Consider the following 16,777-nt stretch of genomic DNA (forward strand, 5'->3'; position numbering starts at 1 on the left):
GTATGGACGAAAGTGCCGTTCGGTCACCGACCCCTACTGCGGCGTACCCCCGAGTGCCGCACCCAGCACCGATTCTCGTCCCTCGTGGCGGCCCGGAGGGCCATGGCTGACTTTCCTGACGTCTGGGCGGCCCCGCGGGCCTGGGTCGGGGTGTCCCCGAGCTCGATCGCAACCCATGGGTTGCGAAAGGTGCGTTCTTGTGCAACCCTACGGTTGCGTAGGTTGGACGGAAGGGCACCTGCGCGTCGGCGAGCTACCAGGAGCCTGGGGAAATCACATGAAGGACGAATCGGGAACAAGTCTGTCCGTAAAACCGTCGTCGGTGCGGTTCAGCAGACGGCAGCGGGTCGTGCTGCTCATCCTGCTCGGCGCCGGTTTCATGATGTCGGTCGACTTCTCGATCCTGAACGTCGCGCTGCCGGAGACGGGCGCGGGGGTCGGGATGGCGGTGTCGGCGTACCCGTGGATCACCGCAGCCTTCGCGCTGCCCTCGGCGGGTTTCGCGTTGCTGTTCGGCAGGTTCGCAGACCTGTTCGGTCGTCGCAGGCTGTTCATGGCAAGCATGGTCGTGCTCACCGTGGCCTCGGTGCTCGGTGGGTTGGCCACGGGGCCCGAGGTGCTGCTCGCTGCCCGCGCGCTGCAAGGGCTCGCAACCGCGATGGCGCTGCCGGCAGCGCTGTCGCTGCTGACCACCACGTTCGCGGAAGGCCCGATGCGCGACCGCGCACTCGGGCTGAACGGGGCGTTGCTCTCGGGTGGGTTCACCGTGGGTGCGCTGGTCGGTGGTGCGCTGGTGAGCCTGCTGAGCTGGCGGGCCGCGTTCCTGATCAACATCCCGGTGACGGTCCTCATCCTCTGCTGCACGCCGTTCGTGATCGGTGAGAGCCGCCGCTCGGAGCGGGTGAAGCTGGACCTGGCCGGTGCTGCCACCGTGACCGCAGGCCTGCTGGCAGTGGTCTACGCGATCATCGAGCGCAGCGTGCTGGCGGGAGCGGTGGGTGTCGTGCTGCTGGCGGCGTTCTGGCTCATCGAGCTCCGTGCCGTCGCGCCGCTCACTCCGGTGCGCACGCTCAAGCGGCCCACGGTCAAGTGGGGCAACCTCGCCGGTCTCGTGATCTTCTCCATGGAGACCGGGATGATCTTCATGATGACGCTGTACCTCCAGAAGGTGCTGGAGCTGAGCCCGCTCGTCACAGGTTTGATCTTCGGGTTGCCCGGCCTCGCCGCGGTGTTCGCCGGCCCGATCGCCGGGCGGGTCATCGGTCGCATCGGCCAGCGCGCCGCGCTGTTGGCAGGCATGACCGTCCAGGGCGTCTCCGCGGTCCCGCTGATCTTCATCGGAGCCGATCTCATGGGCCTGGCCGTCCTCGTCCCCGCGCTGTTCATCAGCTTCTTCGGGCACGTCACGGCGATCGTCGCCTACACCGCGACCGGCACGTCCGGCCTGCCGGACGACGAGCAGGGGCTGGCCACCGGCCTCACGTCGATGACCCAGCAGATCGGCATCACCATCGGCATCCCGATCCTGAGCGCGATCGCGGCCACCCAGGCCTCGCAGCTGGACGGCATCCACCTCGCGGTGGCGGTGAGCGTGGTTGTGGTGGTGGTCGCGGTCGTCCTGGTCCGGGTCGGCCTGCGTTCCGACGGCCCGCGCACGCCGGATCACGGCACGGCTGACCTGGACCCCGTAGCGGCGCCGAACTGAACCGCCGGCCGGCTCTCCCGGGCTCCGGTCGAGCAGGGCAGCAAAGCCACTTTCCGGCCCTCACAGGGCAGGAAAGTGGCTTTCCTGCCCTCCCGGGAGCGCGTCCGCGGTGAGCGCGTGCACCCCCGCCCGCACGGCGGGCACGTCCACCGACTCGCGGTGCCGCACGAGCGTCACCCTGCGGTGCGGGTCGCCGGCGAGCCGTACCGCGACCACCCGTGGGTCCTTCGACGCCGCCAGCGCCAGACCGGGGAGCAGCGCGACCGCGAGCCCCGCCGCGACGAGGTTCTGCACGACGACGTAGTCGTCGGTCGCGTGGCGCACGTCCGGTTCGAAACCGGCCTGCGCGGCGAGGGCCAGCAGGTGGCCGCGGCACCGCTCGCAGCCCGCGACCCAACGCTCGCCGGCGAGTTCCGCGAGGTTGCAGCGGCCCTGTTCGGCGAGCGCGTGGGTCGCCGGCAGGACCGCGAAGACCGGGTCGTCCATCAGGGCGTGCCCGATGAGGTCGGGGTGCGCGTCGCTGCTGCCGTCGTCGGGGTGGTCGAACAGCACCGCGATGTCGACGTCGCCGGCCAGCACCGCCGCGCGAGCTTCCGGTGGCTCGTGCTCCGTGAGCCGCACGTCCAGACCCGGCGCCACCTCGGCCAATCGCGCGAGCGCCGGCGGCACGATCGTTGCGGACGCCGACGGGAAGGCCGCGATCCGCAGGCGGCCGGCCCGCATCGTCCGCAGCGCCGACATCTCCTCGTCGGCGGCCGTGAGCCGGGCGGCGACGGCGTCGGCGTGGCTCAGGAGGGCGGCGCCGGCCTCGGTGAGGGTCACGCCGCGGGTGCTGCGCCGGGCGAGGGGGAGGCCGACGGCCCGCTCGAGGCGCTGCACGTGCTGCCCGACGGCGGGTTGCGTCCAGCCCAGCGCCGCCGCGGCGGCCGACAGCGACCCCCGGCGGGCCACCTCGCGGAAGATCAGCAACCGCCGCGGATCGATCCCGGACCCGGTAGCAGCGTCTTCGGTGGGGCTCATGGCAGGATCAAAGCACAGCTTTGAGCTGCTCGTGCAACATCGCGATGGTGCGGTAACTCGATGCGGTCCAGCATGGGTGTGTGGCCGTCCCCGTCAGTTCCCCATCGCAGCTCGCCGTGATCAGCAGCGAGTTCGCTGCCACCGTCACGTTCCTCAACACCGCGACGTACGGTCTGGCGCCCCGGCGCAGCTGGGTCGCGCTGCAGCAGGCGCAGGCCGACTGGCGGGCCGGCACCGCCGACCCGGTCGCCTACGACCTGCCGATCGCGGCGGCGCGGTCGGCCTACGCGCGGCTGGTCGGTGTGGACGTCGCCAGGGTTGCGGTCGGCAGCCAGGTGTCGGTGTTCGCCGGGCTCGTCGCCGCCGCGCTGCCGAGCGGTGCCGAGGTGCTGACGGCGACCGGCGACTTCACCAGCATCCTGTTCCCCTTCTTCGCGCAGGCGGAGCGTGGCGTCACCGTTCGGGAAGTGCCGCTCGAACAGCTGGCCGACGCCGTCACCGATCGCACCGCCCTGGTGTCGGTCTCGGCCGTGCAGTCCGCCGATGGACGCGTGGCCGATCTCGACGCCCTGCACGCGCGGTGCGCGGCCACCGGCACCCGGATCCTGCTCGACACCACGCAGGCCGTCGGCTGGCTGCCGATCGACGCGAGCCGCTACGCGTACACGACGGGTGGTGGCTACAAATGGCTGCTGTCCCCGCGCGGCACCGCGTTCTTCACCATCCAGCCGGAACTGATGGACGAGATCGTGCCCCACACCGCCGGCTGGTACGCGGGGACGGACCCGTGGACCAGCATCTACGGCGGGCCGCTGCGGCTCGCCCCGGACGCGAGGCGGTTCGACGTCTCACCGGCCTGGCACGCCTGGGTGGCCGCCGGTCCGGCTCTGGAGCTCCTCGCCGAGGTCGGCACGCGGGACCTCCACACCAACGCGGTCGGGCTCGCGAACCGGTTCCGCACCGGCGTGGGCCTCGAACCGCAGAACTCCGCCATCGTCTCCCTCGCCGTGGACGACCAGGCCGAGGCGGCGATGCGCCGCGCGAACGTCGTGGCAGCGAGCCGCGCCGGCCGGCTTCGCCTGTCCTTCCACATCTCCACCAGCGAGGCGGACGTCGACCACGCGATCGAGGTGCTCGCGCCGCACCGCAGGTCCGCGGCCGGGGGGCAGGAAAGCCACTTTCCTGCCCTGTGAGGGCCGGAAAGTGGCTTTGCTGCCCTCGCGTGCGTAACGCACGCATCCGGCCCGGGCCCGTCGAGCTGAGCGCCGTCGATCAGAGCCCGAGCATGCGCACCGCGTTCGCCTTGAGGATGAGGGGCCGCACCTCGTCCTTGATGTCCAGCGCGGCGAAGTCGGCCCGCCACCGGTCGGGGGTGATCACCGGGAAGTCCGAGCCGAACAGCACCTTGCGCTTGAGCTGCCCGTTCGCCGCGCGCACGAGCTGCGGCGGGAAGTACTTCGGCGACCACCCGGACAGGTCGATGTAGACGTTCGACTTGTGCGTCGCGATCGAGATCGCCTCGTCCTGCCACGGCACCGACGGGTGCGCGAGCACCACGGTCAGCTCGGGAAAGTCGGCGGCGACGTCGTCGATCAGCATCGGGGCCGAGAAGCGCAGCTTGATCCCGCGCCCGCCGGGCAGCCCGGCGCCGATCCCCGTCTGGCCGGTGTGGAACAGCACGGGCACGCCGAGCTCGGCGGCCGCCTCGTACAGCGGGTAGAACGCGCGGTCGTTCGGCTCGAACGCCTGCAGGCTCGGGTGCAGCTTGAGGCCGCGCACGCCGTGTCCCTCGACGAGGCTGCGGAGGCGGCGCACGGCCGCCGCCCCGGTGTGCGGGTCGACCGACCCGAACGGGATCAGCACGTCGGCGTGCTCCGCCGCGCGGTCCGCGATCTCCTCGCTGGAGAGCGCGGGGTGCCCGGTGGCGGTGGTCGCGTCCACCGTGAAGATCACCGCCGCGGTGTTGCGCGCACGGTAGTGCTCGGCGATCGCGGCGACGGTCGGCGTGCGGTCCTGGTCGGCGCGGAAGTACGCCGCGGAGGCGTCCAGCAGCTCCTGGTCGAGCGAGAAGCAGCCGTGGCCGTCCTGCTCGACGTGCACGTGGACGTCGATCGCGTCCAGCCCGCTGACATCCATACGTCCTCCTCCTACGGTGCGCTCGCCTTGGCGGCGAGAACGGCCAACAGCACGGCGTCGCGCCGCGCGGCGAGCTGGGCGGGGTCGGTGTCGCCGACCGCTTCCGCGACCCCGGCGACGATCTTGTCGACGAGCGCGGGGGTGAGCGTGGGGTCGCCGAGGTCGCGCCACCACGCCTCGGTCGGCGGCCCGAGGTGCTCCAGCACGTGCGCGATGCCGCCGGGCCCGCCGGACAGGTGCTGGGCGGTGAACGGGCCGAGCACCGACCAGCGCAGGCCGGGCCCGTCCGAGATCGCCGTGTCGATGTCGGCGACGGTCGCGACCCCGCGGTCCACCAGCGAGTACGCCTCCCGCCACAGCGCGGCCTGCAACCTGTTGGCGACGTGCCCCGGCAGCTCCTGGCGCAGCCGGATCGGCTTCTTGCCGGCGCCTGCGTAGAACGCCATGGCCGACTCGACGGCCGGCTCCGCGGTCCGCCGTCCCGGCACGACCTCGACGAGCGGGACGACGTGCGGCGGGTGGAACGGGTGCCCGACGAGCACCCGCTCGGGGTGGTCGGGGCAGCCCAGCGCGATGTCGCTCGGCAGCATCCCGGACGAGCTGCTGGCCAGCACGACGTCCGGACGGGCCGCGGCGTCGAGCGCCGCGAACAGCTCGTGCTTGACCTCCGGCCGCTCCGGGCCGCTCTCCTGCACGAAGTCGGCGTCCGCGACGGCGGCGGCGAGATCGGCCGTGAACGTGAGCCGCTCCGGCGAGGCGCCCTCGGCGAGCCCGAGCGCGGTGACGGTCGGCCAGTGCGCGGCGACGTCGGCCCGCAGCCGCTCCTCGGCGCCGGCGGCCGGGTCGGTCGCCACGACGTCCATGCCCCGGCCGAGGAAGTGCGCTGCCCAGCTCGCCCCGATCACGCCGGTGCCCACGACGGCGACGTGGGTCACCGGGCCCACCCCACGAACGCGTCGAGCGACGTCGGGTCGGCGAGGACGTCACGGCTGGCCACGTCCTCGACGGCAGCGCCCTGGAGGATCTTCTTCACCGGCAGCTCGAGCTTCTTGCCCGTGCGGTTGCGCGGCACCGCGGGCACGGCGAGCACCTGGTCGGGGACGTGCCGCGGGGAGAGCGCCGTGCGCAGCTCACCCGCGATGCGGGCGCGCAGGACGTCGTCGAGCGTCCCGCCCTCCATCACCACGAACAGCAGCAGCTCGCCGTTGCCGCCCGCGGGGTCCTCCAGGTGCACGACGAGGCTGTCGGCGATCTCCGGCAGCTCCTCGACGACCCGGTAGAACTCGGCGGTGCCCAGCCGCACGCCGCCGCGGTTCAGGGTGGCGTCGGAGCGCCCCGCGACGACGCACGAGCCGGTGTTGCTGAAGCGCACCCAGTCGCCGTGCCGCCAGACGCCCGGGAACATCGTGAAGTAGGTGTCGCGGTAGCGGCTGCCGTCGGGGTCGGCCCAGAACCCCACCGGCATCGACGGCATCGGCTCGGTGATCACCAGCTCGCCCAGCTCTCCGGTGACGGGCCGCCCGTCCGCGTCGAATGCCGCCGCGGCCACGCCGAGCGCCGCCCCGCTGATCTCCCCTTCGACGACGGGCTGCCACGGGCCGCCTTGCACGATCGCCGAGCAGACGTCGGTGCCGCCACTGCCCACGTTGAGCAGCACCCCGGCCCCGAACTCGGCGGCGACCCACCGGTAGCCCTCGGCCGGCAGCGGGCTGCCCGCGGCGCAGATCTGGCGCAGCGCGGAGAGGTCGTGATCTCGCGCGGGATGTACGCCCGCCGCTCGGCAGGCCATCAGGAACCCCGGCGACGCACCCATATGCGTCACCCCGGCGGCCTCGGCCAGCCGCCACTGCCACCCGATGTCGGGGTGCATCGGGTTGCCGTCGACCAGCACGACCGTCGCCTCGACGAGCAGCGCCGAGACCAGCGCGTTCCACACCATCCACGCCGTGGTGCTGAACCACAGCAGCCGGTCGCCCGGCCCGACGTCCCAGCTGAGCGCATGGTTCTTGAGGTGTTCCAGCAGGATCCCGCCGTGCGAGTGGACGATCGCCTTCGGCCGGCCCGTCGTCCCGGAAGAGAAGAGCACGAACAGCGGATGCTCGAACGGGACCGGCAGGAACGCCGGCTCGGCCGGCTCGGCGAGCAGCTCGGCCCAGCTCACGGCGGCGGGCACCACGCCGGGCCCGTACGGCACCGCGACGACGTGGCGCAGCGTCGGCAGGTGCGCGCGCAGCTCGGCGACCTCGGCCAACCTGTCGACGTGCTTCGCCCCGTACGCGTAGCCCGGCACGACGATCAGCACGGTCGGCTCGACCTGCGCGAACCGGTCGACGACGCTGCGTGCCCCGAACTCGGGCGCGCACGATGCCCAGACCGCGCCGATGCTCGCCGTCGCGAGGAACGCGACGAGCGTCTCGGGGATGCTCGGCGCGTAGGCGACCACGCGGTCGCCGCGCCCGACGCCCAGCCGGCGCAGCCCCGCCGCGGCCCTCGCGACCTGGTCGCGCAGCTGCGCCCAGGTCAGCTCGACCGGCTCGCGGGTCTGCGAGTACGCCATCACCGCTAGTCCGTCACTGTCTCCACTGCCGCTGCCCCGCAGCGCGTGCTCGGCGTAGTTCAAGGTAGCGCCAGGGAACCACTCCGCGCCGGGCATGTCCCGCCGCCCGAGCACCTGGCGCGGCTGCTCGGTGAACCGGACGTCGAGGAACTCCGCGACCGCCGACCAGAACCCGTCGAGGTCGGTGACGGACCAGCGGTGCAGCTCGGCGTAGGTCGCGAACGGCCGTTCCCGGCCCAGCCACGCGGCGAACTCGTCGAGCCGGCTCACGAGCGGCGCACCTTGTCGCCGCGGCCGGCGAGGAACTCGCGCATCCGATCCTGCGCCTCGGCGCTGCTGGACGCGACGGCCGCCATCAGCGACTCCATCAGGTAGCCGTCGGCCGGGTTCGACTCCGCGATCCGCGGCAACGCCTGCAGCACGGCGAAGTTGGTGACGGGGGAGTTCGCCGCGATCCGGCCGGCCAGCTCCATCGCCAGCGCGAGCCCACCGCCTTCGGCGGTGAGGTAGGTGGAGATGCCCAGCGACTGGCCTTCGTCCGCGTCGAGCACGCGGCCGGTGAGCATCATGTCGGCCATGCGGTGGGTCCCGATCAGCCGTGGCACCCGCACCGCGGCGCCGCCGCCGGTGAACAGCCCGCGCTGGGCCTCCGGCAACGCGTAGAACGCGCTCGGCTCGGCGACGCGGACGTGCGCCGCGCAGGCCAGCTCCAGCCCGCCGCCGATCACCGCCCCCTTCAGCACCGCGACGACCGGGAGCGTGCCGCGCTCGATCCGTTCGAACGCGCGGTGCCACATCATCGAGTGCTGCATGCCGGCGAAGGCGTCGCGCTCGTCGAGCTCGGCGAGGTCGAGCCCGGCGGAGAAGTGCTCACCCGCGGCGTCCAGCACGACGGCCGCCACCCCGGCCGGGGGCGAGGAGAAGAACGCCTCCAGCCCGAGCACCGTGGTGTCGTCGAGCGCGTTGCGCTTCTCGGCGCGCGCGAGCCGCACCACGGCGACCGCGCCCTGCCGCTCGACATGCAGGGTCGGGGGGAGCGGCGTCCGCACCCCGTTCGTCGATCCGGTCATCGCACACCTTCCGCGGCGCGCTGCCGCAGCTCGACCCGGCGGATCTTGCCGGTTGCGTTGCGGGGCAGCTCGTCGACGACGACGAGGTGCTTGGGGATCTTGAACCGGGCCAGGTGGGCGGCCAGGTGCTCGCGCACCTCGTCGACGTCGAGCCCCGTCCCGGTACGGGGCTGCAGGAACGCGACCCCGACCTCGCCCCACCGCTCGTCGGGGACGCCGACGACAGCGGCCGCCGCGATCGTGTCCAGCTGCACGAGCACGGCCTCGACCTCGGCCGGGTAGACGTTCTCGCCGCCGGAGATGATCACGTCCTTGACCCGGTCGACGACGTCGGCCCAGCCGTCGGCGCCGACGCGCAGCACGTCGCCGGTGCGGAACCAGCCGTCGACGTGCGCCGCCGCGGTCTCCTCGGGGCGGTTCCAGTATCCGGCGAAGACGTGCGGACCGCGCACGAGAAGCTCGGCCGGCTCCGTTCCGATCGGCGCCGGGGCGCCATCGCGCAGCTGCGCGACCTCGGTGAAGAAATGCGGCACGCCGACCGAGACCGGCCGGTCCGGCACGATCGGCACGGACCCGCCATCGCGCGGCACCATGTACACGCCGGGCGACGCTTCGGTCATGCCGTAGCCCTGCTGCAGCCGCACCCCACGATCGAGCCAGGCCCGCGCGACGCGCTCCTGCACCGGCGAGCCGCCGTACAGCACGGTCCGCAGCGAGCCCAGCTCCGCGGACTCCCAAGCAGGGTGCTCCACCATCATCTGCAGCATCGTCGGGACGGCGGAGAAGCTGGTGACGCCGGCCGCGCCGATCCGATCCAGCACCGTGCCGGCGTCGAACTTCGCGAGCGGCTCGACGCTGCCGCCCTTGAACAGGGTCGGCAGCGTGACCTGGCCCAGCCCGACGCAGTGGAAGAGCGGCGCGATGCACAGCGCCCGGTCGGTGCTCAGCACGTCGACGTGGGCGAGCTGGTTCACCGTGTTCCACGTGAGGTTGCCGTGCGTCAGCACCGCGGCCTTCGGGCGGCCGGTGGTCCCGGAGGTGTAGAGCAGGATCGCCGGGTCGTCGAGGCCGATGTCGGGGTCGCCTCCTGGTTCGATGCTGAGCAGCGCATCCACACCTGCCGAGATGTCGATGGCGGGCACCGCCGGGCCGGCGGCCTCGACCAGCTCGGGGTCGGTGTGCAGCAGCAGCGCCGCCTCCGAGTCGGCCAGCATGTAGCCGATCTCCGGGCCGGCGAGCCGGTGGTTCAGCGGCACCGCGATCGCGCCGAGCAGCCATGTCGCGAAGAACGTCTCGAAGGTGCTGACGGCGTTGACGCCCAGGTGCGCGACCCGGTCGCCGCGGGCGACGCCCAGCCGGCGCAGCGCGCCCGCCAGCCGTGCGGCGCGGTCGGCGAGCTGCGCGTAGGTCAGCGCCCCGCCGGTGTCCACGAGCGCCGTTGCCTCCGGCGTGATGCGGGCCCTGCGCGCGGGCCAGCTGCCGAGCCCGGGTACGAGTGCCATCGCTCCACTCCTTCATGAGCATTAGATCCGGCGCGAGTATCAGGTTTCCTGATATTAACCACGGGGAGCCGGTACGGGGAAGCGGCGCGTGTCACACTCGGCCGTCGACGAGGAGGAGAGCGCGATGGCAGGCTCGACGAGCGTGGCGACCGAGCGTGCGCCGTCGCTGCTCTACGCGATCAAGCAGGTCGAGCTGGCCGTCCGCGCGCGCCTCGACGAGCTGCTGCGCCCGCACGGGATCACGGCGCTGCAGTACACGGCCCTCACCGTCCTCGAACGGCGTGACGGGCTGACCAACGCCGAGCTCGCTCGCAACTCGTTCGTCACCCCGCAGTCGATGGGCGACCTCGTCACCGCGCTCGAACGCCGCGGCCTGGTCGTGCGCGCCGTGGACCCCGAGCACGGGCGGCGGCTGCGCATCAGCCTGACCCCGGCGGGGCAGGCGCTGCTCGCCGGGCTGGATCCCGACGTGACAGCGCTGGAGTCGCGGATGCTCGCCCAACTCGACGCCGGTGAGCGCGAGACGTTCCGCGAGCAGCTCAACCGCTGCCGCACGGCGCTCACCGCAGAGTCGGCTCGCTGAACCATCGGTTCAACCGGAGGCGGCGTCCTCGTCGGGGATCACGTCGAGCACCTCCGCTGCGATGGCTCGCGCGCCGGGATCGAACTCGGCGTACAGGCCGCGGAAGAGGCGGTGCGCGGGCTCGGCCGGCCACCTCGGCGGCAGGTGACGAGCGGGCAGTCGCGGATCCCTGCGGATGACCTGCAGCCAGTCGGTCTGCAGGACGAGCTGGCGGGCGAGCGGGTCGGGCAGGGTCGGCCGGTCGCCGGGCCGCTCCCATCTCGCCTGGAAGGCGCGGTAGCGGCCGGCGAGCGCGTCGAGGTCCCACGCGTCGCGCACCATGGTGTCGACGTCGGTCGGGTCGAGCGCCCGCGCGCTGAAGGCCCGCAGGTGCTCCGCGGCTTCGAGGCCGTCGCCGAGCGACTTCACGTCGACGGCGGTCGGTGCGATCCAGAGCCCACCCTGCAGCGGGCCGAACCCCGCCCAGAGCAGCCGCGCCCGCAACGCGTGCCGCTGGCGCTGCCACGAGTCGGGCATCGAGAACGAGAGCAGCGTCCAGTTGCCGTCCCAGTGCTCGTTGACGGCGTCGGTGCGCCAGACCCTGGCCTCGCCGTCGCGCAGGATCTCGCGTGACTCCAAGGTCAGTCCGACGTAGACCTGCCGGCCGCGACGCACCCTGTGCAGCCGGCCGCGCCGGGCCATCCGGCTGAGGGTGGACCGGGCCGCCTGCTCGGAGACGCCGGCCCGGCCGAGGACGGCGATCAGGCTGCTCGTGGCCACGTGCACGCCGCGCCCGAGCAGGTAGCCGCCGAAGAACGTCAGCAGGATCGCCTGCGGGCGAGCCGCCGATTCGTCCTGGTCGCGTTCCACCGCGTGAGCCTATCCGCCGCAACAGTGGGCGAATCATTGACGAGCGTTGTAGATCTGCCTACGGTTCGTCCCACTCGCCGTCGACGGCAGAGAGGCCACGCGATGTCCGACTCACCCACCCCGCAGCGGACGCAGCTCCGCCGGGCCGTGCTCTCCAGCTACCTGGGAAGCGTGATCGAGTACTACGACTTCCTGCTGTACGCGACCGCGTCGGCGGTGGTGTTCAGCAAGGTCTTCTTCACGACGCTCGACCCGGTCGTGGGCACGATCGCGAGCTTCGGCACGCTGGCCACCGGTTACCTCTCCCGCCCGCTGGGCGGGATCATCTTCGGGCACTTCGGTGACCGCATCGGACGCAAACGCATGCTCGTCCTCACGATGATCTTGATGGGCGTCGTGAGCGTGCTCATCGGGTTGCTGCCGACCTACGCGCAGATCGGGCCGCTGGCCCCGGTGCTGCTCGTGCTGCTGCGGGTGCTGCAGGGGGTCGCCGTTGGTGGCGAGTGGGGCGGCGCGGTGCTGATGTCCGCCGAGCACGCAACCGGGGACGCGACCGCGCGCCGCGGGCTGTGGACGAGCTTCACCAACGCCGGCGCACCGAGCGGGATGGTGCTCTCGACGCTCGTGCTCGCGCTGGCCGCGGCGATCGCGGGCGAGCAGGGCTTCCTGGAGTGGGGTTGGCGGATCCCGTTCCTGCTCAGCGCCGTGCTGCTCGCAGTTGGCCTGTTCGTGCGCTCGCGCGTCGAGGAAACCCCCGTCTTCAAGGACGCCGGCACCGCCGTGCCGAGCGCCCCACCGCTGGTCGAGGTGCTGCGGCGGCACCCCCGCGCGATCGTGCTGTCGATCGGTGTCGGCTTCGGCGCGTTCGTCGCGCAGGGCACGCTCACGACGTTCGTGATCGCCTACGCCGTCGAGTCGGGCTTCGCCCGCCAGACCGTGCTCAACGCGCTGACCATCTCCTCGGCGGGGGCCATCGTCGGGATCGTCGCCTTCGCCGCGCTCTCGGACCGGGTCGGTCGCCGTCCCGTCGTCGCGGCCGGGGCGATCGCCATGGCGGTGTGGAGCTTCCTGCTCTTCCCGCTGATCGACTCGGGTTCGACGGCGCTGCTCGTGCTCGCCGTCGTGGTCGGCCAGGCGGTGGTGCACCCGGCGATGTACGGGCCGCTCGCCGCGCTGTACACGGAGATCTTCTCCACGCGCGTGCGCTACACCGGCGCGTCGCTCGGCTACCAGATCGCGGGCATCGGAGCCGGGATCGCGCCGGTCGTCTTCGCGGCGCTGCTCGGCGGCACCGGCAGCGTCGTCGTGGTGTCGGCCGTCATCGCCGCATGCTGCCTGCTGACCGTGGTCTGCGTCGTGGTGACGGGGGAGACCCGCGGCGCCGCCCTCACCGAGGTCGAGGGCCCCCAGGCCACGGACATGTCCTCGCGAAGCCGTTCGAGCTGACGACGTGCGGCGCTCGTGCTGGTTCGGGCGGTCGGGCGTCAGATCCAACCCATTTCGGTGGCGACGCGGATGGCGTCCACGCGGTTGCGGGCATCGAGCTTGATCGTCGCGGAGGCGAGGTAGTTGCGCACGGTGCCGACGGTGAGGAACAGCTGGGTCGCGATCTCTCGCGGGGCGGTCCCGCGGGCGTAGAGCCGCAGCACCGCCGCCTCGCGGGGGGTGAGCGGGTTGGGGCGGGTGGTCAGGGTGGTGAGCGCCAGGGTCGGGTCGATCACCTGCGCGCCGGCCGCGACCCGCCGCACGGCGTCGACCAGCGTGCGCGCGGGCGAGTCCTTCGGCAGGAAGCCGCTGACGTGGTTGGCCAACGCGGTGCGCAGGTTGCCCGGCTTGGCGAGCGCGGTGAGGATCAGCACGCGGCACTCGGGAAGCTGCTCGTGCAGGTGCGCGGCGGCGGTGAGGCCGTCGGTGCCGGGCAGGTCGATGTCGAGCACGGCGACGTCGGGACGGTGGCGGAGCGCTGCGGGCAGGATCGCGTCGCCGGTGCCGACGTCGGCGACGACGGTGAAGTCGGGCTGCAGCCCGAGCACCACGACGAGGCTGTCGCGCAGGATCGCGGTGTCCTCCGCGACCAGGATCTTGATCACCGGGCCCTCCCGGCGGGGACGGTGGTGGCGAGCGGGACCGCGATGTTCAGCGCGAACCGCCCGGGTTCATGCTCGCCTCATTCGGGATCGGCGCGGCGTTCCCGCTGCTGATGGACCTCGTCATCAGCGCCGCACCACCGGAGCGCGCCGGCGCGGGCGCGGCGCTCGCCCAGCTGAGCAACGAGCTGGGCATCGCGCTCGGGTTCACCGTCCTCGGGACGCTGGGCACTGTGGTCTACCGCGGCGTGCTCGACCTGCCGGGCTCGACGGCGTCGACGACCGTGGTGGCAGGTGTCGCCGAGGCGACGGCGCGGGGTGACGTGGCACTGCTCGACGCGGTGCGCGCGGCGTTCACCACCGCCTACCACGTCGTCGGGTGGGTCGGCGTGGTCGTCCTGATGGTCGTCGCGGGGCTCGTGGTGCTGGGGCGGCGCGGCTGACGGGATGCCGGGCTGCGAGATGAGCCGAATCGCTGTCCGATCAACGTTTCGGCCCATCTCACCGGGTCAGAGGGCGCCGTCCCCCGTCTCCGCTGCCAGCGCCGCCCGACCCGACTCCAACCTCGCGACCGGCACCCGGAACGGTGAGCAGGAGACGTAGTCGAGGTCGGCGGCGTGGAAGAAGTGCACCGAGTCGGGGTCGCCGCCGTGCTCGCCGCAGACGCCCAGCTTGATCCCGGGCCGGGTCTCGCGGCCGGCGGCGACGGCCGTGCGGATCAGGGCGCCGACCCCGTCGCGGTCGAGCGACTCGAACGGCGACACGGTGAAGACGCCCTTGTCCAGGTACGCGGCGAAGATCGAGGACTCGACGTCGTCGCGGGAGAAGCCCCATGTGGTCTGGGTGAGGTCGTTGGTGCCGAACGAGAAGAACTCCGCGGCTTCGGCGATCCGTCGCGCCGTGAGCGCGGCGCGGGGCAGCTCGATCATGGTGCCGATGGGGATGTGCAGCGCGGCGCCCTCGCCGTTCCCGGCCACCTCGGCGACGATGCCGTCGATCTCGTCGCGGATCAGGTGCAGCTCCATCACCGAGGCCACCAGCGGCACCATGATCTCCACGACGGGCGTGCCGCCGGCGGCCAGCCGCTCGGCGGCCGCCTCGGTGATCGCCCTGACCTGCATCGAGTAGAGGCCGGGCACCATCAGCCCGAGCCGGACCCCGCGCAGCCCCATCATCGGGTTGGACTCGTGCAGCCGCTCCACCGCGGCGAGCAGCCGCTCATCGGCAGCGTCGGCTCCGCCGTTGGCGCGCGCCACCGCCACCTTGACGGCCAGCTCCGTGCGGTCGGGCAGGAACTCGTGCAGCGGCGGGTCGAGCAGCCGGATCGTGACGGGCAGCCCGTCCATCGCGGTGAGCAGGGCGACGAAGTCGGCCCGCTGCAACGGGAGCAGCTCCGCCAGCGCGGTCTCGCGCTCGCCGTCGGTCTCGGCCAGGATCAGCCGCTCGATCAACACCCGCCGATCGCCGAGGAACATGTGCTCGGTGCGGCAGAGCCCGATGCCCTCGGCACCCATCACCCTGGCGCGACCGGCGTCCTCGGCGGTGTCGGCGTTGGCCCGCACGCGTAGCCTGCGGGTGCGGTCGGCGTGGCGCAGCAGCCGGTCCACGGCCCGCACGACGTCGGCGGTGTCGGCGTCGGCCGCGGCCAGCGCGTGGTCGAGCCCCAGTTCCAGGTAGTTCACGACCGGGGACGCGACGACGGCCAGCGTGCCGGCGAACACCTCGCCGGTCGTGCCGTCGATCGAGACGACGTCGCCCTCGGCCAGGCGGTTGTCGCCGACCGTGAGGGTGCGGGCCTCGGCGTCGATGTCGAGCTCCTCCGCCCCGCACACGCACGTGCGGCCCATGCCCCTGGCGACGACGGCGGCGTGTGAGGTCTTGCCGCCGCGGCTGGTCAGGACGCCCGCGGCGGCGACCATGCCGGCCAGGTCGTCGGGAGTGGTCTCGCGGCGGCACAGGATGACGTTCTCGCCGCGCGCGGCCTCCGCGACCGCCGTGGCGGAGTCGAACACGAGCTTCCCCACCGCGGCACCGGGGGAGGCGGCCATGCCGCGGGTGAGCAGCGTCCGTTCGGCGTCCGCGTCGAACTGCGGGAACAGCAGCTGCCCGAGCTGGTCGCCGGTCACGCGGTGCAGGGCCTCGTCCTCGGTGATCAACCGCTCGTCGATCAGCTGGGTCGCGATCCGGAACGCGGCCGCCGCCGTCCGCTTCCCGACGCGGGTCTGCAGCATCCACAGCTTGCCGCGCTCGACGGTGAACTCGATGTCGCACAGATCGCGGTAGTGCGTCTCCAAGCGGCGCATGATCTGGCTGAGCTCGGCGTGCGAGGCCGGGTCGAGCCGGGCGAAGTCCTCGAGGGAGAGCGTGTTGCGGATGCCGGAGACGACGTCCTCGCCCTGCGCGTTGACCAGGTAGTCGCCGTAGGCGCCCTGCTTGCCGGTGGCGGGGTCGCGGGTGAAGCAGACCCCGGTGCCGGACGTGTCGCCGAGGTTGCCGAACACCATCGCGCAGATGTTGACGGCCGTGCCGAGGTCGTGCGGGATGCGCTCGCGGCGCCGGTAGATCCGGGCGCGCTCGGTGTTCCACGAGGTGAAGACCGCCCGCATCGCCATGTCCAGCTGTTCGCGCGGGTCCTGCGGGAACTCGCGCCCGCTGTGCTCGGCGCAGATCTGCTTGAACGTCTCGACGAGCTCGCGCAGCTCGGCTGCGGGCATCTCTACGTCGGTGCCGGCGCCGGCCCGCTGCTTCGCGGCGGACAGCTCCTCCTCGAACAACTCGCCGGGGATGTCGAGCACGGTCCGGCCGAACATCTGCACGAGCCGGCGGTAGGAGTCCCACGCGAAGCGCTCGTCCTTCGCGGCCTCCGCCAGCCCCTTCACGGAGTAGTCGTTGAGGCCCACGTTGAGGACGGTCTCCATCATCCCGGGCATCGAGAACTTCGCCCCCGAGCGCACCGAGACCAGCAGCGGGTCCTGAACGTCGCCCAGCCGGCGGCCCAGCTGGTCCTCCAGCCTGCGCAGCGCCATCGTCACCTGCACGCGCAGCGACTGCGGCTCCTCGCCCTGCGCCAGGTAGTACCGGCAGGCCTCGGTGGTGATCGTGAAACCGGGCGGCACCGGCAGCCCGAGCTTCGTCATCTCGGCCAGGTTCGCGCCCTTGCCGCCGAGCAGGTCGACCTGCTCGCGGCTGCCGTCCGAGAAGTCGAAAACGAGCTGCGCCCGCTGTGCCGAGCTACGGGGATTCACCATCGAAGTCCTCCTGTGCACGG

At 72.5% G+C, this 16,777-nt stretch carries 14 protein-coding genes; 5 read left to right on the forward strand and 9 right to left on the reverse strand.

Features of this window, described 5'->3' with window-relative positions; translation table 11 throughout:
* Positions 1-322: 322 nt before the first annotated feature.
* Positions 323-1,705: an MFS transporter gene (locus tag LL648_RS41710; RefSeq protein ID WP_232668517.1), complete on the forward strand. Its 1,383-nt coding sequence runs from the start codon at positions 323-325 to the stop codon at positions 1,703-1,705.
* Between the two features lie 60 nt (positions 1,706-1,765).
* On the opposite strand, the gene LL648_RS41715 is transcribed toward LL648_RS41710, so the two are convergent.
* The gene (locus tag LL648_RS41715; RefSeq protein ID WP_232668518.1) at positions 1,766-2,725 is read right to left on the reverse strand and encodes a LysR family transcriptional regulator; all 960 of its coding nucleotides are present in this window, start codon (positions 2,723-2,725) and stop codon (positions 1,766-1,768) included.
* A gap of 80 nt (positions 2,726-2,805) precedes the next feature.
* On the opposite strand from LL648_RS41715, the gene LL648_RS41720 reads away from it, so the two are divergent.
* Positions 2,806-3,918: an aminotransferase class V-fold PLP-dependent enzyme gene (locus tag LL648_RS41720; RefSeq protein WP_232668519.1), complete on the forward strand. Its 1,113-nt coding sequence runs from the start codon at positions 2,806-2,808 to the stop codon at positions 3,916-3,918.
* A gap of 79 nt (positions 3,919-3,997) precedes the next feature.
* Here LL648_RS41720 and couO read toward each other — a convergent pair whose 3' ends face one another.
* Genes couO through LL648_RS41745 form a run of 5 tightly spaced genes read right to left on the reverse strand, consistent with a single transcriptional unit; the run spans position 3,998 to position 9,990 of the window.
* Entirely contained in the window at positions 3,998-4,861 is an 864-nt protein-coding gene (gene couO, locus LL648_RS41725) for a 4-hydroxyphenyl-beta-ketoacyl-CoA hydrolase (RefSeq protein WP_232668520.1), read from the reverse strand.
* Between the two features lie 11 nt (positions 4,862-4,872).
* Positions 4,873-5,796 (reverse strand): 3-hydroxyacyl-CoA dehydrogenase NAD-binding domain-containing protein, encoded by a 924-nt coding sequence (locus tag LL648_RS41730; RefSeq protein ID WP_232668521.1) that lies wholly within the window; start codon positions 5,794-5,796, stop codon positions 4,873-4,875.
* Entirely contained in the window at positions 5,793-7,688 is a 1,896-nt protein-coding gene (locus tag LL648_RS41735; RefSeq protein ID WP_232668522.1) for an acetoacetate--CoA ligase, read from the reverse strand. Before LL648_RS41735 ends, LL648_RS41730 begins: the two co-directional genes overlap by 4 nt.
* Positions 7,685-8,488, reverse strand: a complete 804-nt coding sequence (locus LL648_RS41740) for a crotonase/enoyl-CoA hydratase family protein (RefSeq protein WP_232668523.1) — start codon at positions 8,486-8,488, stop codon at positions 7,685-7,687. Before LL648_RS41740 ends, LL648_RS41735 begins: the two co-directional genes overlap by 4 nt.
* Positions 8,485-9,990, reverse strand: a complete 1,506-nt coding sequence (locus tag LL648_RS41745; RefSeq protein WP_232668524.1) for an acyl-CoA synthetase — start codon at positions 9,988-9,990, stop codon at positions 8,485-8,487. The genes LL648_RS41740 and LL648_RS41745 overlap by 4 nt, the downstream gene beginning before the upstream one ends.
* 88 nt (positions 9,991-10,078) lie before the next feature.
* Here LL648_RS41745 and LL648_RS41750 point away from each other — a divergent pair, with 88 nt between their 5' ends.
* Complete coding sequence (locus LL648_RS41750; protein ID WP_308190459.1) at positions 10,079-10,573, forward strand: MarR family winged helix-turn-helix transcriptional regulator; 495 nt, start codon at positions 10,079-10,081, stop codon at positions 10,571-10,573.
* Between the two features lie 9 nt (positions 10,574-10,582).
* Here LL648_RS41750 and LL648_RS41755 read toward each other — a convergent pair whose 3' ends face one another.
* Positions 10,583-11,422 (reverse strand): PaaX family transcriptional regulator, encoded by an 840-nt coding sequence (locus tag LL648_RS41755; RefSeq protein WP_232668525.1) that lies wholly within the window; start codon positions 11,420-11,422, stop codon positions 10,583-10,585.
* A 102-nt stretch (positions 11,423-11,524) separates the two neighbouring features.
* On the opposite strand from LL648_RS41755, the gene LL648_RS41760 reads away from it, so the two are divergent.
* Positions 11,525-12,868, forward strand: coding sequence for an MFS transporter (locus LL648_RS41760; RefSeq protein ID WP_232668526.1), 1,344 nt, complete (start codon positions 11,525-11,527; stop codon positions 12,866-12,868).
* 38 nt (positions 12,869-12,906) lie between these two features.
* Here LL648_RS41760 and LL648_RS41765 read toward each other — a convergent pair whose 3' ends face one another.
* Positions 12,907-13,512 carry a response regulator transcription factor gene (locus LL648_RS41765; protein ID WP_232668527.1) on the reverse strand — a complete coding sequence of 202 codons (606 nt, stop codon included), beginning with the start codon at positions 13,510-13,512 and terminating at the stop codon, positions 12,907-12,909.
* Between the two features lie 68 nt (positions 13,513-13,580).
* Between LL648_RS41765 and LL648_RS41770 the strand changes: the two genes are divergently transcribed.
* On the forward strand, positions 13,581-13,952 hold the full coding sequence (locus LL648_RS41770; RefSeq protein WP_232668528.1) for a hypothetical protein: 372 nt from the start codon (positions 13,581-13,583) through the stop codon (positions 13,950-13,952).
* A 66-nt stretch (positions 13,953-14,018) separates the two neighbouring features.
* On the opposite strand, the gene ppdK is transcribed toward LL648_RS41770, so the two are convergent.
* Positions 14,019-16,757, reverse strand: coding sequence for a pyruvate, phosphate dikinase (gene ppdK / locus LL648_RS41775; protein ID WP_232668529.1), 2,739 nt, complete (start codon positions 16,755-16,757; stop codon positions 14,019-14,021).
* Positions 16,758-16,777: the final 20 nt, after the last annotated feature.

Origin of the sequence: Pseudonocardia sp. TRM90224, from assembly GCF_021245725.1 — a bacterium.
Taxonomy (GTDB): Bacteria; Actinomycetota; Actinomycetes; order Mycobacteriales; family Pseudonocardiaceae; genus Pseudonocardia.